We start from the raw sequence: 14,995 nt of genomic DNA, 5'->3' as shown, positions 1-14,995 counted from the left end.
TCCACCCTCGACGTCTTGTGCCGACCACCGATCAGAATTGCGAGCTAGTCATTGGCCTCGGGCGGCAGGAAATTCACCTCGTGCTCGGCGGAAATCTTCACCACCTCGTTCGGATCGGTCAGGTTGTGCAGGGCGTTGAACAGCGCTTCCAGCTTCTGCATCGGCGAGACCCAGAACAGCGCGCGGGCCGGCTTGTCGGACTTGTTGAAGTAGCCGTGCGGGACGCCGCGCGGCATCCGCACGAGGTCGCCGGCCTTGGCCTTGACCCAGACGCCGTCGAGCTTGAGATCGAGCACGCCGTCCTGCACCAGGATGAATTCGTCCTGGGTCGGATGGACGTGAACGGGCACGAACTGGCCGGGCTCGCTGTTGGTCTCGAAGGCGAAGGTGGAATCGGTGATCGCCTTGGGGAAATAGAGCTGGCCCAGGATGTTCCAGCTCTTGCCGGCATAGCCGGTCCCGGCCGCAGTGATGCCTTTCTCGAGCGCTGTCATGGTGTCGCCTCTCCTCCCTGATGCATGCAGCATCGGGCGATCGGCGAGGCTTGTCCATCCGAAAAACGAATCCGCAGGCCTGGTCAGGAATTGACGTGCACGAAGTCGCGCAGCAGCGGATAGATTTCGTTGTTCCACTTCCTGCCGCTGAACACGCCGTAATGCCCGACGCCGGCCTGCATGTGATGCACGCGGCGGTAGGCCCGCACCCCGGTGCAGAGCTCCTGCGCCGCCAGCGTCTGGCCGATCGAGCAGATGTCGTCCTTCTCGCCCTCGACCGTCATCAGCCCGAGTCGGCGGATTGCCGCCGGATTCACCGGCCGGCCGCGAAAGGTCATCTTGCCCCGCGGCAGCAGATGCTGCTGGAACACGTCGCGCACGGTCTCGATGTAGAACTCGGCGGTGAGATCCATCACGGCGAAATATTCGTCGTAGAACGTCTTGATGGCCGCGGCCTTTTCCATCTCGCCCTTGGCGAGGTGATTGGCGAGATCGAGATGCTGCTTGAGGTGGCGCTCGAGGTTCATCGACACGAAGGCCGTGAGCTGCACGAAGCCGGGATAGACCTTGCGGAAGGCGCCCTTGCACTGCACCGGCACGTAATTGATGAGGTTGTCCTCGAACCATCGGAGCGGCTTGCTCTTGGCGAACTCGTTGACCTTGGTCGGCGCGATGCGGGTGTCGATCGGTCCCGCCATCAGCGTCAGCGTCGCCGGGCGCGAGGGATGGTTGTCCTCGCACATGATGGCGGCGGCGGCGAGCGCCGACACCGAGGGCTGGCAGATCGCCACCATGTGCGGCCGCGGCCCCAGTCGGCCGAGGAAGTCGATGAGATGGCCGGTGTAGTCGTCGAGACCGAAGCGGCCGCGTGCGAGCGGAATGTCGCGTGGGTTGTGCCAGTCGGTGATGTAGACGTCGTGATCCTGCAGCAGCGTCTTGACGGTGCCGCGAAGCAGCGTGGCGAAGTGGCCGGACATCGGCGCCACCAGCAGCATCCGCGGCTGCTCCGGCCCTTCCTGCTTCCTGAAATGCAGCAGCGAGCCGAACGGCGTCGCATAGGCGGCCTCCTCGGTCACCGCCACCTCCCGGTTGCCGACCTGCACGCGGTCGATGCCGTAGGGCGGTCGCGCATAGCTGAGCGCGGAACGGGAGATCAGCTCCAGCGCTGCGGCCAGCCGGCCAAACATGCGATCCGAGGTGCCCTGCGGGACGAGGTTGAGATACCGGAGTGCCGATGCTGCCCCCGCCCGCCATGGCTCCGTCAGGTCCATCTGGTTCTGAAAGGCCTGATACAGCATCGACATCATTGCACGCGCCCTCGCCCCTGCTGCCATGCAATATCGACGCCAGAACGAGGTCAGACCGCTCGCGAAATTGGCACGTCGCTTGCTGCGTATTATGCTGAAGGGGCATTGGAGTCCGCGACCGACGGCCGCGCTCGATTGGTGTTGGGGTGAGGGAAAGGGCCTATGGCGAAAGCGACATTGACCATCAGCAGCAAGAACTACTCCTCCTGGTCGTTGCGAGGCTGGCTGCTGACCCGATTTTCCGGATTGGAATTCGAGGAGATCGCCATGGCGCCGGACGATCCGTCGGCGCGGGCCGAAATCCTGCTGCTGTCGCCGACCATCCTGGTGCCGTGCCTGCGTCACGACGGCGCGATCATCTGGGACACGCTGGCGATCGCCGAATATCTCAACGAGGCGATGCCGCAGGCCGGCCTCCTGCCGGCCGACCGCATCGAGCGGGCGCATTGCCGTTCGATCTGCGGGGAGATCCATTCCGGCTTCACCACGCTGCGCGCCTCGCTGCCGGTCAATCTGAAGGGGCACTTTCCGGGCTTTCGGATCTGGACCCGGGCGCAGGCCGACATCGACCGCGTCTGCGCCATCTGGCGCGAATGCCTCGCCAGGTCCGGAGGTCCGTTCCTGTTCGGGGCGCGCACCATGGCGGACGCGATGTACGCGCCGGTGGTGACGCGTTTTGCGACCTACGATGTGACGCTCGAGCCGCGGCTGCAAGGCTACGCCGACATGATCATGGCGATGCCGGAAATGGTCGAATGGATCGCAGCGGCCAAGACCGAGCCGGAGGAGATCGAAGAACTGGAGGTCGAGTATTAGCGTGGGCAGTGAGCCCTCTCGGCTCACGCGTCGGGCAGTGCTGCTCAACTTCAGATCAGCCTTGCGCCGTCGAAACCGGCGCGTAGGCATGCTGTCACGGCGTTAACCGATTCCGTCGGCTTCGCGCCCGCGCGATTCCAACCCAGGCGCATGTTGTGGCGGGCCTTCGCATCGCGGCGATATCTAGCCGTGAACAAGTGAGGACGGCGGCCAATCACCGATTCGGGCGCGCTTCGTTCCGCCGGCGTTCCGAAGCTTAACGCCATCCGGATCGGCGTCGCGTTTTGGGACAGCCGAAAGCTACCTTCAGCGGAGCCCGGCGCATGGGGCGGATTTCCAGGGCGTGCTCGCGAAATCCGGATGTGCTCGTCGGCAGCGCCGTGAGCTCGTCGCGTCCGACGTTCGTGCTCGACGCGAGCTCACGGCGCAAATCGTGGATCCAAAACCAAAGGCCCCCGGCGGTATGCCGGAGGCCTTTGCTTTTTTCATTCATGCCGGGGGCAACGGCAGAAGCAAGTACGTTGGACGACCTACATCCGTCTTATGCGCCAGCCGACCACCATGGCCTCGAGCGCACCGCCGGATTCGTGGTTACGCCATTGACCGTTCACGTAGTAGCAAGCGAAAGGCAATTTGTAGGTTCCGCTTCGGTCTTCGCACAATACCTCGACCGGTATTCCCGGCGGCGGTTCGCCGGCACCATCAAATTCAGCTAAACGTCGTTCGCGTGTTGCCATAAGTATCCCCTGTTCTGGAGCGGCGCTGCCCACGCCGGCTTATGTTCCCCCGCCTGACCTCGTTTCGTTTCATGGTCTGAATCACAACGCTCGAATGAGGTATGAGTGTGGTATCACTGGCGCCGCGGGCGGCCTCAATTTGACGTGATAGAGACATTTTCGCGCGAGGATTTGATGAAGATTGCGATCGAAATTGCCGTTGTAGTTGCCGCGCTCGCGACGTGCGCGCCGCTGCGTGCGCAGGACATTCCCGGCATCGAGATCTGCACCGTGGAAAAGACCATGGAGCGGCGCACGAGCTGCCTGCAGAGCAACGTCGAGTTTCTGCAGAAGACGCTCAACAAGGTGACCTCCGACTATCAGCAGAAGCTGAACGCGGCGAGGGTGCAGGTCGAGGCGCTGAAGTCGGAAGCCGCGGCTCTGCACAAGTCATTCGACGAGTTGCAGGCGGCACAGAGCAAGATGGCCGAGGATATCAGGAAGAAGGCCGACGCGCCGCCGGCGAAGGACGCCGCGCCGGCCGCTGCGGCGAAGTGACGGCGCCAGCCGCGATTCCGCAGGGCTGTTGCGTATGGCTGCGGTCGTCGGGCCTGATGGTTCGAGACGCGCGGCTGCGCCGCGTCCTCACCATGAGGTTCTGAGATTTCGCCGCGAAAACAACCTTCATCCTGAGGAGCCCGCCGCAGGCGGGCGTCTCGAAGGGATGGGCTACGAAAAGGCTGTAGAAGTCACGACACGCGGTACTGCTCCATCACCGCCAAGTCCGGCTCGTAGCCGAGGCCGTGACCTTGCGGCACCTCGATGTCGCCATTCGCATCGGCGTCGATCCGGTTGCGCCAGAGGCAGGCCGCGCGCTGCATGAAGAACAATTCGATGTAGCCTTCGTCGCGCCCCGACATCAGTTGCAGGGTCGCGAGAAAGCCGGGCCCGAAATAGGGCGAATGCGGAATGAGCTTGACGCCGAGCCTGTCGGCCTCCGCTGCGACCTTCAGGAATTCGGTGATGCCGCCGACCTTGATCACCGACGGTTGCGCGTGGCTGACCGCCTTGGCCAGCATCATCTGGCGAAACTGATGCACCGTGCAGGCGTTCTCGCCGGCCGCGATGTCGAGTCCGCCCTTGGTGCGCACTTCGGCGAGCGTCGCAAAATCCTCCGGCGGCCAGACCGGCTCCTCCAGGAACATCGGCTGCGCCTCGCGGCAGGCCTGTGCGAAGTCGATCGCGGTGGGGCCGTCGAGCGGGCAGTTCATGTCAACCATCAGCGGCACGCCGGTGCCAACCGCCTTGCGGGCCGCGAACACCGCGGGCGTCGTGATCTCGTGCAGCTTGATCGCGCCAAAGCCGAGGCCTTGCGCCCGCGCGGCTTCGTAGGCGACGTCGTCGGGTTTTCCGATCCGCAGCAGGCTCGCATAGGCGGGTATCCGGTCGCGTTTCCCGCCGCCGAGCAGCCGGTGCAGCGGCACGCCTTCCGCCTTGGCGGCGAGATCCCACAGCGCGATGTCGAGCGCGGAGATCGCAAACATCGTGACGCCGTAGCGGCCGAACAGATGCAGGTTGCGCTGGACCTGCTCCATGAAGGCGGGGATCGCCGAGGCCTCGGGCACCGTCTGGCCGAGCGCCTGCGGCGCGATCATCTCCTCGATCGCGGCCGCGGTCGTTCTCGTGCAGACATAGCTGAAGGCGTCGCCCCAGCCGGTGAGGCCGGCATCGGTCGAGACTTCGAGCACGAGGATGTCTTGCGGAAAGCGGGTGGCTGCCCGCCCCGCGTCGACGGGAATGCGGATGTGGTGCGCGCGGATGCCGGTGATCTGCATGGTCGTTTCCCTTTTCTTGGTTGTGCAGGTTGTAGATGCATAGGATGGGCTAAGGCGCGCAAGCGCCGTGCCCACCATTCTTCGACAGCCTTGCTCGTGAATGGTGGGCACGCTTCTGTCTCTGCGTGGCCCGCTTCGGCGCCAGTCGCCGCTTTGCCACCCTACGGAGCATCTCAGCCGCCTATGAACCCTTCTCCCCCGACATGATCGGGCCGAACCGCTCCCAGGCCTCGCCCTTGAAGCGCTGCATCTGCAACTGCTCGATCGGCGCGTAGTCGGTCGGGCTGGTCTTGATCTTCGTTCCCGGCAGGTAGATGCCGATCTCGAAATTGAGGTTGGCGGCCTGCTTCATGACGTTCTCGCGGGTAAGATCGTCGCCGCACTGACGCAGCACCTGCTCGAGCCCCTTGGCGACGCCGTAGGCGAACACGGTGGAGGCGTCCTCCTGGTCGCCTTCCGGATACCATTTCGTCATGAAAGCCCGCCACTCGTCCATCGCCGGATCGTTCTTCCATTCGGCGTCCTTGGGGTCCTTCAGGTAGGCGGTGGTGAGGATGCCCTGGTCATTCTCATAGCCGGCCGGCTTCATCACGCCGCCGATCGAGCCCGACACGTTGGTGAGGAAGTGCACCGGATGCCAGTTCAGCTCGGCCAACTTGCGGATCGCCTGGGCGGCGAATTTCGGCGTCGCGATGTTGACGAAGATGTCGGGGTTGGCGCCCTTGATCTGCACCACCTGCGAATCCACCGTCGGTGTCGTCGTCTCGTAGGAGGATTCGACCAGGATCAGCTTGCCCGCCTGGTCGCCGAGACCGTCGCGCAGCCCGATCACGTAGTCCTTGCCGAAGTCATCGTTCTGGTAGAGGACGCCGATGGTCTTGCCGGGATAGTTCTTCAGGATGTAGGCGGCATAGATGCGCGCCTCGGTCTGGTAGTTGGGCTGCCAGCCCATGGTCCAGGGGAAGTTCTTCGGATCGTTCCATTTCGCCGCGCCCGTCGAGACGAAGAGCTGCGGCACCTTCTTGGCGTTCATGTATTTCTGGATCGCGCTGTTGGACGGCGTGCCGAGCGGGTTGAAGATCAGCAGCACCTCGTCGCTCTCGACCAGCTTGCGCGCCTGCTCGACCGCCTTCGGCGGGCTGTAGGCGTCGTCATAGGAGATGAAGTTGATCTTGCGGCCGTTGATGCCGCCCTCGAAGTTGAGCTTGTTGAAATAAGCGGCTTCGGTCTTGCCAATGGTGGCATAGGCCGACGCCGGGCCCGAATAGGGCATGATGTTGCCGATCTTGATCTCGGTGTCGGTGGCGCCGGGGTCATATTTCTTCTGCGCCTGCGCAGCGCCGGCGAGGCCTACGGCCAGCAGCGCGGCAATTGCGGCCGAGCTGGCGTGCTTCAAGATGGATCCGTGCATCATCGTCCTCCCTGTTGTGCGGTCGCCGATGGCTCGGGCCTTCTCGTTATGCGGGCTGCTTGCGGAGCCGTCGGGCCGGATGCGCGGAAGTCTTGCACGATCCGCGAGCGGTTGTCAGCAACGGCTCGGCGGCCTATTTCCGCATTGCGGAAGGTCGTTCACCGTTGCGCGAGCGGGGGCGCGATGAGCAAGGACTGTCAAGTGCTGCGGCCGCAAGGCATGCATCATGCGCTCGCTTCAGATGAGGTCCGAAGTCCATGAACCCGGCCCAGAAGGCGCTCTGGTACATCGAAGGCCATCTCGGCACGCCGCTGACCCTCGACAAGATCTCCGATGTCGCGGGTGTGTCGCGCTTCCATCTGGTGCGCGCCTTCGCGGCCGCCACCGGCTTCTCGGTGATGCGTTACGTCCGGGCGCGGCGTCTGACCGAGGCGGCGCGTGCGCTCGCCGGCGGCGCGCCCGACATTCTCACGCTGGCGCTGGAGGCGGACTACGGCTCTCACGAAGCGTTCACCCGCGCGTTCCGCGACCATTTCGGCATCACGCCCGAAGCGGTCCGCGGGGCGGGCCGTCTCGACCATCTCGCACTTCAGGAGCCGATCCTCATGGATTCCACCGCATTCGAGAACATCGCCCCGCCGCGTTTCGAGACCGGCAAGGCCATGCTGATCGCCGGCGTCGGCGACCGCTTCAGCCACGAGAACGGCGCCGGCATTCCCGGCCTGTGGCAGCGCTTCCACCAATATGTGAACAGCTTCCCGGGACGGATCGGGACGGTGGCCTATGGCGTCTGCTGCAACGGCGACGATGCCGGCAATTTCGACTACATCGCCGGCGTCGAGGTCGCCGACTTCTCCGACCTGCCGCGCGATTTCAGCCGGGTCCGCATCCCCGCCCAGCGCTACGTGGTGTTCTCGCACAGCGACCACATCGCGACCATAAGGCGCACCGTCAGCGCGATCTGGAATCACTGGCTGCCGGCCTCCGGCTACAAGATGGCCGATGCGCCGAACTTCGAGCGCTATGACGAGCGGTTCGATCCGGCGACCGGCAATGGCGGCCTGGAAATCTGGGTGCCGATCCGGGATTGATCGCAACGCTGCCCTGCGCCCGACAACGCTTGCTTGGCAAGCGCCGGCCGCTTTGCCATAACCGCTGGCAACAAGACGTTGCGTGCGGGGCCTTCACGTCTGGAATCCGCCTGCAGCTCGAAGCGGGAGGTGTTCCAATGTCCGATGTCCGTGTGCTCGCCACCGATCTCGAATTCCCGGAGGGGCCGGTGGTGCTGCCGGACGGCTCGGTGGTGCTGTTCGAGATCCGCGGCCAGCGCCTGACCCGGGTCTGGCCGGACGGTCGCAAGGAGGTGGTGGCGAAGGTGCCCGGCGGCCCCAACGGCGCAGCGATGGGGCCGGACGGCAAGATCTATGTCTGCAACAATGGCGGCTTCACCTGGATTCCGACCCGCAACATGATCATGCCGGGACCGCAGCCGGACGACTACCGCGGCGGCTCGATCCAGCGCGTCGATCTGCAGACCGGCAAGGTCGAGACCGTGGTCGACAAATGCGGCGAGCACGGTCTGCGCGGGCCGAACGACCTCGCCTTCGACAGAGAGGGCGGGCTGTGGTTCACCGACCTCGGCAAGCGGCGCCATCGCGAGATGGATGTCGGCGCGGTCTATTACCTCAAGCCCGGCATGACCGACCTCGTCGAGGTGGTGTTCGGCGTGCTGCCGGCCAACGGCATCGGCCTGTCGCCGGACGAGAGCACCTTCTATGTCGCGGAGACGCCGACCGCGCGGCTGTGGGCCTACGACATCTCGGCGCCGGGCACGCTGAAGCCGCGCGACGTGATCTATCGCGGCGAGCGCGGCAAGCCGATCATCGGGCTCGGCGGCTATCAGATGTTCGATTCGCTCGCGCTCGAGGCCTCCGGCAATGTCTGCGTCGCCACCCTGATCTCCGGCTGCATCTCGGTGATCGCGCCGGACGGCCGGCTCGTCGAGCAGGTGCCGACCGGCGACCGCGTCACCACCAACATCGCCTTCGGCGGCGAGGGGCTCAGGACCGCCTACATCACGCTGTCGGGCAGGGGCGAGCTGGTGGCGATGGACTGGCCGCGCCCGGGCCTGCCGCTGAATTTTCTGAACAAGTGACGGACTCGTATGGTGGGCTAAGGTGCGAAGCACCGTGCCCCCCATTCTTTCGACGACACGACTCGTGGTGGTGGGCACGGGCGCTGCGCGCCCTTAGCCCACCCTACGCGATGATGGAGACCAAAATGCCCTGGCTTGAACCGGTCACCCTCCGCGGCGAGCACGCGCGGCTCGAGCCGCTGTCGCACGAGCATCGCGACGGCCTGATCGAGGCGGTCAAGGACGGCGAGCTCTGGAAGCTCTGGTATACCTTCGTACCGACGCCGGACAGCATGACCAAGGAGATCGACCGCCGGCTCGGCCTGCAACAGGCCGGATCGATGCTGCCGTTCACGGTGCTCGATGCCGCCGGCACCATCTCCGGCATGAGCACCTACATGAACGTCGATGCGGCCAACCGCCGCGTCGAGATCGGCTCGACCTGGTATGCCAAGCGCGTGCAGCGCAGCGCGCTCAACACCCAGTGCAAATTGCTGTTGCTTTCCCACGCCTTCGAGAAACTTGATTGCATCGCGGTCGAGTTCCGCACGCATTTCTTCAACCACCAGAGCAGGCGCGGCATCGAACGGCTCGGCGCCAAGCAGGACGGCATCCTGCGCAGCCACCAGATTGCGCCGAACGGCACACTGCGCGACACTGTCGTCTACAGCATCATCGCGGCCGAATGGCCGACGGTGAAAGCTCACCTGAACTATCAGCTCAACGACAAGCCGCGCTAGCTCCGGCGGCAGATTTCAAGACAGGGACATGGAAACGTTCGATTATGTGATCGTGGGCGCGGGCTCTGCGGGCAGCGTGCTCACCAATCGCCTGAGCGAGGATGGCTCGACCACCGTCTGCGTGCTGGAGGCCGGCCCGCGCGACTGGCATCCCTACATCCATCTGCCGGCGGGCTTCATCAAGACCTTCCACATGAAGAGCATCAACTGGGCCTACCAGCAGGAGCCCGGTCCCTATACCGCCGGCCGCAGCATCTATGCGCCGCGCGGTAAGACGCTCGGCGGCTCGTCCTCGATCAACGGCCACATCTACAACCGCGGCCAGCGCCAGGACTTCGATACCTGGGCGCAGATGGGCAACCGCGGCTGGAGCTATTCCGACGTGCTGCCCTATTTCAGGCGGATGGAGCGGCGGATCGGCGAGGGCGAGGATGACTATCGCGGCCGCGACGGCGCGCTGACGGTCACCACCATGGAATGGAAGGACCCGCTCTGCGAGGCCTTCATGGCAGGCGCCATCAACCTCGGGATTCCGCGCAATCCCGACTACAACGGCAAGATCCAGGAGGGTGTGTCCTACTGCCAGCGCACCATCCAGAACGGCCTGCGCATGAGCGCGGCCAAGGCGTTCCTGCATCCGGCGCGCAAGCGGCCGAATGTGCATGTGCGCACTCACGCGCATGCGACCAGCATCGTGTTCGAGGGCAAGCGCGCGGTCGGCGTGCGCTACATGAGGGGCGGCCGCAGCGGCACGCCGGTCGAGGTGCGCGCCAGCAGGGAGGTGATCCTCGCCGGCGGCAGCTACAACTCGCCGCAGCTCCTGCAACTGTCCGGCGTCGGCTCGCCCGAGCTGTTGCAGGCGCATGGCATCGAGGTGCGCCACGCGCTGGCTTCGGTGGGCGAGGGATTGCAGGACCATTACGCGCCACGCTCGGTCGCGCGCGTCAAGAACATCAAGACCATCAACGAGCTTCGGCAGGGCTGGCATCTCTGGGTGGAGGCGCTGAAATGGGCGACCACCCGGCGCGGCCTGCTCTCGCTGTCGCCGACCATGGTCTACTGCTTCTGGCATTCCGGCGAGACCGCGGAGAGCTCGGACCTCCAGCTCACCTTCACGCCCGCGAGCTACAAGGAGGGCGTGCAGGGCCAGCTCGAGGACGAGCCCGGCATGACGGTGGCGTCCTGGCAGCAGCGTCCGGAGAGCCGCGGCTATGTCCGCATCCGCTCGTCCGACCCGTTCGCGCCGCCGATCATCCAGACCAACTATCTCGCTGCCGAGCTCGACCGCCGCGTCGTCGTCGCCGGCATGAAGCTGGCGCGGCGGCTCTTGAAGTCGGCGCCGCTGTCGCCCTATTACGACTACGAGGATTATCCCGGGTCCAAGGTGCAGAGCGACGACGAGTTCCTGGCGGCCGCGACGGAGCGCGGCACCACCACCTTCCATCCCGGCTGCACCTGTCGGATGGGCCCGGCGGACTCGACCTGGGCCGTGGTCGACGACCAGCTTCGCGTCCATGGGCTGCAGGGTCTGCGCGTGATCGACGCCTCGATCATGCCGCGCATGATCTCGGCCAATCTCAACGCCTCGACCATGATGATCGCGGACAAGGCGTCGGATTTGATCCGCGGCAAGGCGGCGCCGGAGGCAGTGAAGCTCGCCAGCTACGCCTAGGCGGGCATGCAGGATGGGTTGAGCCCTTCGCGAAACCCATCAATTCGCTGCGGGGCGATGGGTTTCCCGAAGAGCTCAATCCGTCCTCCGGCCCAAGCATCACCTGCTTGTGTTTTCCGGTGCATGGCGTCTGTCCGTGCCGACGATCAGATGTCTCTGCCAGATCAGGAGGCGAGGATGGACGACGAGACGTTTCGTAGCTGGAGCCACCGGGCGGCCGACTGGGCCGTGGACTATCGCCAAGGTCTGCGCAAGCTTCCCGTTCGCGCCCAGACGCCGCCCGGCGTGACGTTCAACGCCGTTCCACCCGACGCGCCTGAAGCGCCGGAAGCGATGGACGCCATCTTCGCGGATTTCGAGCGGATCGTGATGCCTGGCATCACCCATTGGCAGCATCCGCGCTTCTTTGCCTATTTTCCCGCCAATGCGGCGCCGGCGTCGGTCGTCGCCGAGCAGTTCGTGTCGGCGATCGCCGCCCAATGCATGCTGTGGCAGACCTCGCCGGCCGCGACCGAACTGGAAACCCGCGTGCTCGACTGGCTGCGCCGCGCGCTCGGCCTGCCCGAAAGCTTCCAGGGCGTCATCCAGGATTCCGCGTCCTCGGCGACGCTTGCCGCTGTTCTCGTCATGCGCGAGCGCGCGCTGCAATGGGCCGGCAACAGATCAGGCCTGACCGGGCAACCGCGCCTGCGGATCTACGGCTCGGGTCAGGTGCACACTTCGATCGACCGGGCCATCTGGATTTCGGGCATCGGCGACGACAATTTGGTGCGCATCCCCGTTCACGGCGAGAGGCGCAGCCTCGATGTCGCCGCGCTGGATGCCGCGATCGCCGCGGACCGGGAGGCGGGCTTTCTGCCGGCCGGCATCATCGCCAGCGTCGGCGGCACCAGTGTGGGCGGAACGGACGATGTCGCTGCTATCTGCGCGGTCGCGCGCCGCCATGATCTTTATGTGCATGTCGATGCGGCCTGGGCCGGCTCCGCGATGATCTGCCCCGAATTTCGTTACCTGTGGCAAGGCGTCGAGCTGGCCGATTCGGTGGTGCTCAATCCGCACAAATGGCTCGGCGCGCAGTTCGATTGCTCGGCCCATTTTCTGCGCGATCCGGACGGCCTGGTGCGAACGCTCGCCATCCATCCGGAATTTCTCAAGACCCATGGCCGCGACGGCGTCATCAACTATTCCGAATGGAGCGTGCCGCTCGGCCGCCGCTTTCGCGCCCTGAAAATCTGGTTCCTGGTGCGGGCCTACGGGCTGAGCGGCTTGCGCGACATGATCCGCAATCACGTGCGCTGGTCCGAGAAAGTGGCCGGGCGGCTCGCGGCCACGCCCGATTTTCGCGTCGTCACCGGTCCGATCCTTTCGCTGTTCACGTTCAGGCACGAGCCGAAAGGCGTCCCCGATCTCGACGCGCACAATCTTCGCCTGATCAACGCGATCAACGACGACGGACGCATCTATCTCACCCAGACCAGGGTCGACGGACAATTCGTCATCCGCTTCCAGGCCGGCGCCTTCGAGATGGCCGAGGCCGACGCGGACATGGCCTTCGACGTCATCGTCGAGATCGCACGAAGAGTGAGCAGGGATGCGACGGCGGCCTGAGCCGGCGGGCATTCAGCCGCTGCGGTGACTTTGTCGTACCCGGCCCGCGTCTGCCGACGAGGCCATGACGTGGCGGGGCCGCACAGTGGCACGCACCCAAACCCGCCCATTCCGCCGTCACGCCCCGGCTTGCGAGCCCGCCGAAGCCTTCGGCGTAGGCGGGACCGGGGCATCCAGGACGCCGCGGGCTTCTCTGTTCGAACACGTCTCTCTCTCTCTCTCTCTCTGGAATCCTGGATCGCCCGATCAGGTCGGGCGATCACACCGAAAGCACGGGATGGCAGGCGCCTCTTGCATATCTGTCGTGCGAAGATGATCGGCATTGATGCTCGACCGCCCGCAAGCCTCGTGCGAAGTGGGAGCGTGTTCACTGCAGGAATGGCGCGGCTCGCGAGCCCGCGACGATCCTGAAATCCACTTCTCATGAATGAAGCCAAGCCGATGCGGGTCGATGCTCCGTCGCCCGTGAGTGGTGTTCCAGAAGTTTCGATCCCGGCGTGTCGTACAGCGCGCTATTGGCGGCGGACGCGGCCGGTGGATTTCTCGCTGGATTGATCCTCGAAGGCGGAGGGCTGTTGCCGCCGCGGCCGCGCATCGCGATCATCCTGGAGCTGTTGTGGGGCGGAGCATTGACGGTGTTCTCGCTCGCGAACGCCTATTGGCTCGCGATCGCCTTCCTGTTCTTGGCGGGCTTCCTGGAGCTGTCGTTCAACGCCATGGCCCAGAGCCTGGTGCAGCTCAATGCGCCCCTGGAGAAGCGGGGGCGCGTGATCGGCCTGTTCAACATGGCAAGCCTGGGGCTGCGGACCTTCAGCGGCGTCTCCGTCGGCCTGATCGGCAGCTTCGTCGGCATCCACTGGTCGCTCGCGCTGGCGGCGCTCGCGGCCATGACGATCGCCGCGCTGCTGCTGTTGCTGCTGGGACGCACTGGCGGCCAATGATCGGGCGCGTCACCGGATGCGCTCGATCAGGAGCGCCGCAGACAGATCGACGCGAATGACGCAACTCCGACATCTTTGTGGACCACAGCATATCCGACCTCGACGGGATGACTCGTGATGCTCGAATGGTCGGACATCTTTGTGGATGCATCTTCGCTGCGAGGCATACCTCTGTTTCAGCAGTGGCCGAACTCCGTTCGAGGTCGGGTGGCGTTGATAGGCGCATCTGCCTTCGGGGACCTTTTCTTTACTCGCCCTGAAGGCGTCGTTGAACGCCTGGATGTGCTGGAAGGGGGTGTCCATCGCGCAGCGGCGACGTTTGAGGAGTTCAGGCGGCTCATGAACACCCCGAAATGGCAGGAATCGATGCTGCTTACTAAAGGCGTCGCGCTACTGGCAGAGCGCGGGATTGACCGGGGCAGTCAGCAGTTCTATGGCTTCGCGCCACATCCTTCACTGGCCGGCCGGATCGATTGGGCGCACGTGATGCCGCTGGATGCCATCGTATGGCATTCGATCTGTGCCCAGCTTCTCGACGGTCGGACCCACAGCGAATGATCGGGTTGAATCAGGACGTCCGCCAATGTGCTTGCTGGCCCGAGGCTGCTTCTGGGGCGAGACTGCTTCGGTTCTGCTTCCGGCGTCATTCGTCGGGCGAATCACTACGATCCGGACCGCACCCCTCGCCGTCGACTCCGATATCCGGCGCAAATGGCCTGCGCCAAAAGGCGATATTCGTGAACGTTCTCAACGCGAACATCCGCTCCAGGTCGCCACGCTGAATATTTCTATTTCTTTTTTTCAGAATTCGTGCTTTATTCACCGCATCCCGCCTCATGCAGAGGGACGTACGCGTCGTCACGATACGTTGGGGTGGGCTGCGATGGACGTGAGGATGCCGCCGACGAGCGGCGTTCCGCGGACGGCGAAATCGTGTGGTCCTGGCACCGCGACGCTGGCGTCAAGCTTGCGATGATGCTTCGCATCACGCAGGCGACGGGGACAAGAACGCCCGCTCCCCGGGGAGATCACGTATAAGCCGTAACACCATTGCGCAGGGAAGGCCGGGTCAACTCGGCTGAGCCTGTGGTTCCTGCCCCGTGCGTTTCTGTTGCACGGGGGCCATGGGTGCCAGCCGGCACCCGGTCTTCCCTGCGCCCTCTCGTTGCCGGGGGGTATCATGCTTGAAAAACTCGGGCGCAGTCGCGCTGCGGGAATGCGACGTGTGTCGGATCGGTAGGGTGGGCTAATCGTACTGAGTCACAAGAAGATTCAAGCCATTGAATCGACTCGTCTTTGTGCAAATATGGTCGTTTCAAAA

14 protein-coding genes are annotated in these 14,995 nt (G+C 64.6%); 9 read left to right on the top strand and 5 right to left on the bottom strand.

Translation table 11 applies throughout. The features are described from left to right. Nucleotides 1-44 precede the first annotated feature (44 nt). Together JOY90_RS17695 and JOY90_RS17690 are read right to left on the bottom strand one after the other, a co-directional pair. Nucleotides 45-494, bottom strand: coding sequence for a cupin domain-containing protein (locus JOY90_RS17695; protein WP_291692409.1), 450 nt, complete (start codon nt 492-494; stop codon nt 45-47). Between the two features lie 83 nt (nt 495-577). Next, on the bottom strand, nt 578-1,801 hold the full coding sequence (locus tag JOY90_RS17690) for a polyhydroxyalkanoate depolymerase (RefSeq protein ID WP_291692408.1): 1,224 nt from the start codon (nt 1,799-1,801) through the stop codon (nt 578-580). A 162-nt stretch (nt 1,802-1,963) separates the two neighbouring features. Here JOY90_RS17690 and JOY90_RS17685 point away from each other — a divergent pair, with 162 nt between their 5' ends. Beyond that, a complete protein-coding gene (locus JOY90_RS17685) occupies nt 1,964-2,617 on the top strand; it encodes a glutathione S-transferase family protein (RefSeq protein WP_291692407.1) in 654 nt (217 codons plus the stop codon). Nucleotides 2,618-3,147: 530 nt separating this feature from the next. Here JOY90_RS17685 and JOY90_RS17680 read toward each other — a convergent pair. Then, a complete protein-coding gene (locus JOY90_RS17680) occupies nt 3,148-3,354 on the bottom strand; it encodes a hypothetical protein (protein ID WP_291692406.1) in 207 nt (68 codons plus the stop codon). Nucleotides 3,355-3,528: 174 nt separating this feature from the next. Between JOY90_RS17680 and JOY90_RS17675 the strand changes: the two genes are divergently transcribed. Next, on the top strand, nt 3,529-3,891 hold the full coding sequence (locus JOY90_RS17675; protein ID WP_291692405.1) for a hypothetical protein: 363 nt from the start codon (nt 3,529-3,531) through the stop codon (nt 3,889-3,891). A gap of 191 nt (nt 3,892-4,082) precedes the next feature. On the opposite strand, the gene JOY90_RS17670 is transcribed toward JOY90_RS17675, so the two are convergent. Together JOY90_RS17670 and JOY90_RS17665 are read right to left on the bottom strand one after the other, a co-directional pair. Continuing rightward, on the bottom strand, nt 4,083-5,168 hold the full coding sequence (locus JOY90_RS17670) for a mandelate racemase/muconate lactonizing enzyme family protein (RefSeq protein WP_291692404.1): 1,086 nt from the start codon (nt 5,166-5,168) through the stop codon (nt 4,083-4,085). A 181-nt stretch (nt 5,169-5,349) separates the two neighbouring features. After that, nucleotides 5,350-6,582 (bottom strand): ABC transporter substrate-binding protein, encoded by a 1,233-nt coding sequence (locus JOY90_RS17665; RefSeq protein WP_291692403.1) that lies wholly within the window; start codon nt 6,580-6,582, stop codon nt 5,350-5,352. Nucleotides 6,583-6,836: 254 nt separating this feature from the next. Between JOY90_RS17665 and JOY90_RS17660 the strand changes: the two genes are divergently transcribed. From JOY90_RS17660 to JOY90_RS17630, 7 genes are all read left to right on the top strand, one after another. Continuing rightward, nucleotides 6,837-7,670: an AraC family transcriptional regulator gene (locus JOY90_RS17660; RefSeq protein ID WP_291692402.1), complete on the top strand. Its 834-nt coding sequence runs from the start codon at nt 6,837-6,839 to the stop codon at nt 7,668-7,670. A gap of 137 nt (nt 7,671-7,807) precedes the next feature. Then, nucleotides 7,808-8,734 (top strand): SMP-30/gluconolactonase/LRE family protein, encoded by a 927-nt coding sequence (locus tag JOY90_RS17655; RefSeq protein ID WP_291692401.1) that lies wholly within the window; start codon nt 7,808-7,810, stop codon nt 8,732-8,734. A 125-nt stretch (nt 8,735-8,859) separates the two neighbouring features. Beyond that, nucleotides 8,860-9,453, top strand: coding sequence for a GNAT family protein (locus JOY90_RS17650; RefSeq protein ID WP_291692400.1), 594 nt, complete (start codon nt 8,860-8,862; stop codon nt 9,451-9,453). A 28-nt stretch (nt 9,454-9,481) separates the two neighbouring features. Continuing rightward, entirely contained in the window at nt 9,482-11,125 is a 1,644-nt protein-coding gene (locus JOY90_RS17645) for a GMC family oxidoreductase (RefSeq protein WP_291692399.1), read from the top strand. Nucleotides 11,126-11,302: 177 nt separating this feature from the next. Continuing rightward, nucleotides 11,303-12,733, top strand: a complete 1,431-nt coding sequence (locus tag JOY90_RS17640) for a pyridoxal-dependent decarboxylase (RefSeq protein WP_291692398.1) — start codon at nt 11,303-11,305, stop codon at nt 12,731-12,733. Between the two features lie 497 nt (nt 12,734-13,230). Continuing rightward, on the top strand, nt 13,231-13,674 hold the full coding sequence (locus JOY90_RS17635) for a hypothetical protein (RefSeq protein ID WP_367276960.1): 444 nt from the start codon (nt 13,231-13,233) through the stop codon (nt 13,672-13,674). Between the two features lie 117 nt (nt 13,675-13,791). Beyond that, nucleotides 13,792-14,232 carry a hypothetical protein gene (locus JOY90_RS17630; protein ID WP_291692397.1) on the top strand — a complete coding sequence of 147 codons (441 nt, stop codon included), beginning with the start codon at nt 13,792-13,794 and terminating at the stop codon, nt 14,230-14,232. The last annotated feature ends 763 nt before the right edge of the window (nt 14,233-14,995 follow it).

The sequence above is a fragment of the Bradyrhizobium sp. genome, assembly GCF_019242285.1.
GTDB lineage: Bacteria > Pseudomonadota > Alphaproteobacteria > Rhizobiales > Xanthobacteraceae > Bradyrhizobium.
Note: the sequence above shows the minus strand (reverse complement) of the source record. Positions and strands in the feature narration are given on the sequence as shown.

Bases quoted from the DNA above. Each gene is read 5' to 3' on its own strand.
- JOY90_RS17695 (WP_291692409.1), bottom strand. From the start codon at position 494: ATGACAGCGCTCGAGAAAGGCATCACTGCGGCCGGGACCGGCTATGCC.
- JOY90_RS17690 (WP_291692408.1), bottom strand. From the start codon at position 1,801: ATGATGTCGATGCTGTATCAGGCCTTTCAGAACCAGATGGACCTGACG.
- JOY90_RS17685 (WP_291692407.1), top strand. From the start codon at position 1,964: ATGGCGAAAGCGACATTGACCATCAGCAGCAAGAACTACTCCTCCTGG.
- JOY90_RS17680 (WP_291692406.1), bottom strand. From the start codon at position 3,354: ATGGCAACACGCGAACGACGTTTAGCTGAATTTGATGGTGCCGGCGAA.
- JOY90_RS17675 (WP_291692405.1), top strand. From the start codon at position 3,529: ATGAAGATTGCGATCGAAATTGCCGTTGTAGTTGCCGCGCTCGCGACG.
- JOY90_RS17670 (WP_291692404.1), bottom strand. From the start codon at position 5,168: ATGCAGATCACCGGCATCCGCGCGCACCACATCCGCATTCCCGTCGAC.
- JOY90_RS17665 (WP_291692403.1), bottom strand. From the start codon at position 6,582: ATGATGCACGGATCCATCTTGAAGCACGCCAGCTCGGCCGCAATTGCC.
- JOY90_RS17660 (WP_291692402.1), top strand. From the start codon at position 6,837: ATGAACCCGGCCCAGAAGGCGCTCTGGTACATCGAAGGCCATCTCGGC.
- JOY90_RS17655 (WP_291692401.1), top strand. From the start codon at position 7,808: ATGTCCGATGTCCGTGTGCTCGCCACCGATCTCGAATTCCCGGAGGGG.
- JOY90_RS17650 (WP_291692400.1), top strand. From the start codon at position 8,860: ATGCCCTGGCTTGAACCGGTCACCCTCCGCGGCGAGCACGCGCGGCTC.
- JOY90_RS17645 (WP_291692399.1), top strand. From the start codon at position 9,482: ATGGAAACGTTCGATTATGTGATCGTGGGCGCGGGCTCTGCGGGCAGC.
- JOY90_RS17640 (WP_291692398.1), top strand. From the start codon at position 11,303: ATGGACGACGAGACGTTTCGTAGCTGGAGCCACCGGGCGGCCGACTGG.
- JOY90_RS17630 (WP_291692397.1), top strand. From the start codon at position 13,792: ATGCTCGAATGGTCGGACATCTTTGTGGATGCATCTTCGCTGCGAGGC.